The sequence below is a fragment of the Candidatus Jettenia sp. AMX1 genome (genome assembly GCF_030263775.1).
Lineage (GTDB): Bacteria > Planctomycetota > Brocadiia > Brocadiales > Brocadiaceae > Jettenia > Jettenia caeni.
On sequence record NZ_SZPP01000095.1, the window covers coordinates 1 to 2,282 of the forward strand.

At 41.8% G+C, this 2,282-nt stretch carries 4 protein-coding genes; all 4 read right to left on the minus strand.

The genetic code is table 11. From position 1 onward, the window contains the following. Positions 1–377 (minus strand): outer membrane protein assembly factor BamB family protein (locus tag FBQ94_RS17335; RefSeq protein ID WP_285442310.1); only part of this gene is annotated, 377 nt, incomplete at its 3' end. Beyond that, positions 355–984, minus strand: a complete 630-nt coding sequence (locus FBQ94_RS17340; RefSeq protein WP_285442311.1) for a PQQ-binding-like beta-propeller repeat protein — start codon at positions 982–984, stop codon at positions 355–357. The genes FBQ94_RS17340 and FBQ94_RS17335, both read right to left, overlap by 23 nt. 12 nt (positions 985–996) lie before the next feature. Continuing rightward, the gene (hisB, locus tag FBQ94_RS17345; RefSeq protein WP_285442312.1) at positions 997–1,587 is read right to left on the minus strand and encodes an imidazoleglycerol-phosphate dehydratase HisB; all 591 of its coding nucleotides are present in this window, start codon (positions 1,585–1,587) and stop codon (positions 997–999) included. Positions 1,588–1,646: 59 nt separating this feature from the next. Continuing rightward, a partial coding sequence (locus tag FBQ94_RS17350; RefSeq protein ID WP_285442313.1) for a pyridoxal phosphate-dependent aminotransferase occupies positions 1,647–2,282 on the minus strand: 636 nt, incomplete at its 5' end.

A 2,282-nucleotide genomic window follows, 5' to 3' on the forward strand; every position in this document is an offset into this window, starting at 1 on the left:
TCAATCGCAGGTGATGCCTCTATTGCATCTCCGGTTTCAAATGTCCATTGTAAACTTCCATCAGAACTAAAGGCGTATACTTTTTTATCCCTGGAACCAACGTAAATAGTGCTATCTGCAGTGATAGCGGGAGAAGAATGAATGGAAGCTCCTGTCTCAAAAGACCATTTCAGTTTTCCGCCGGGTGTAAGCGCATAGATGCTATTATCGCCGGAACCGAAGTATACACAACCTTCACTATCAATGGCAGCGGAAGAATCAATATCATATTGAGTATCAAAAATCCATTCTGCATGCCCGTCTGGCCGAAGGACATAGAACCTTGCATCTTCAGAGCCAATGTATATATTTCCGTTAATAATAATCTCCGGAACCAAAATAGATCATACCATCAGGGGCAACAGCAGGAGATGATGCTATATGATCAGCGGTCTTTTGCGTCCATTTTAAATGTCCTTCCTGAGTAATGGCATGGAGTCTCTTATCCCAGGATCCAACATAAACCGTACCATCGGGCGCAATAGCTGGAGATGAAATGATACCGCCTTCGGATTTGTATTTCCATAGTAAACTACCATCAGGATTGAGCGCGTAGAGATAGCCATCCCAAGATCCAAAGAGAATGGTTCCGTCCTTTCGAATAGCAGGTGATGATTCAACCTCTCCTTGTGTCTCGAATGTCCACTTCTGTTTGCCCTCTCGGGTGATAGCATAGAGCTTTTTATCTTTTGATCCGAAATAGATGGTACCGTCTTCTCCAAGAGCAGGAGAGGAAGTAACAGCTCCTTGCGTTTGGAACACCCACTTGAGCACAGGCTTTTGAATACTTGCATAAGGACTTCTTCCGGTATGTTGTAAATCATGCCTGAACATAGGCCATGGTGTATCAGCGGTCTGTGCATAAAGTGTTTTTGACAGGGGAGTGGAACATAAGAAGAGAAGAAATAAAGATGGGGAAAAGAATCTGGAACATTTTTTTATCATAGAGTATTCCTTTTAAAGTATTCCTTTTGTTGATGGGATATCCTTTCTACGCGTATCCGTGCTCATAGCATCTTTCAATGCTGTGGCCAGCCCCTTGAAAATTGCCTCGGCTATATGATGTGCATTCGTGCCGTAAGGAACATTTACATGGAGGTTAATACCTGCGTTTGTGCTCAATGCTTCCAAAAATTCCTCAATGAGTTCTGCGTCAAAATTTCCGATCTTTTCTGTAGGAAACAGTACATGAAATACCATTGCAGATCTGCCACTGATATCTATGGCGATATTGGCAAGAGACTCTTGCATCGGGACGCTTGCATGTGAAAAACGCCGGATCCCCTTCTTATCACCCAATGCCTCTTTTATTCCCTGTCCCAGACAGATCCCTACATCCTCTACTGTATGGTGATCATCAACATTACGGTCACCGATTGCCTTGATGTCCATATCGAACAGGGCATGTTTCGTCAGGAGATCAAGCATATGATCTAGGAAGCCAATGCCGGTGTTGATGTGGCTATTTCCCTCTCCATCGAGATTGACTATTAATTCAATCTGGGTTTCTTTCGTCTTTCTCTGAATCATTGCTCTGCGTTTTTCCATTGATTTTCTTTTGTTTATAGGTGACTAGGGCTAAAATAAATAAGGTATCGTGCCAATATTCAGGGGCAATAGGCAACTTTAGATTTTGCATGATTATTGGATATAAGCTCTTTCAGGTTTCTTAATAAAATTTCAACTTCTTCTCTTGTTCCGATGGTAATTCGTAAACAGTCATCCAACCTTCTTATATTAAAATATCGTACAAGTATTTTTCTCGATTTTAATGCTTGATATACATGGTGAGCAGAAACACCTCTCATACATTTTGCCAGGATGAAATTGGTTTGAGACGGATATACATAAAATCCCAACTCCTGCAGCGACTGAGCGAGGTATTGCCGTGTTTCTTTTATTTTTTCAACGTTAGCCCTCATGGTTTTTTGATCATCCAATGCAGCCACAACGGCGGTAATGCTGAGTCTGTCAACATTATAGGAATCCTTTACCTTCATCATTCCCTGAATGATAGATTCCTGAGCAATACAAAACCCGAAGCGTATACCAGCTAATGAATAGGATTTTGAAAGTGTACGAAGGATGAGGATATTATCATGCTGTTCAACCAAAGAGAGGCAATTATTATCTGCAAAATCGGCGTATGCTTCATCAATAACAAGCACACCATCTACCTGAGAAGCGATCTTTGATATTTCGCCCGGTGATATCATTGTTCCCGAAGGGGAATTTGGGTTTGC

Bases quoted from the DNA above. Each gene is read 5' to 3' on its own strand.
- FBQ94_RS17340 (WP_285442311.1), bottom strand. From the start codon at position 984: ATGATAAAAAAATGTTCCAGATTCTTTTCCCCATCTTTATTTCTTCTC.
- hisB (WP_285442312.1), bottom strand. From the start codon at position 1,587: ATGGAAAAACGCAGAGCAATGATTCAGAGAAAGACGAAAGAAACCCAG.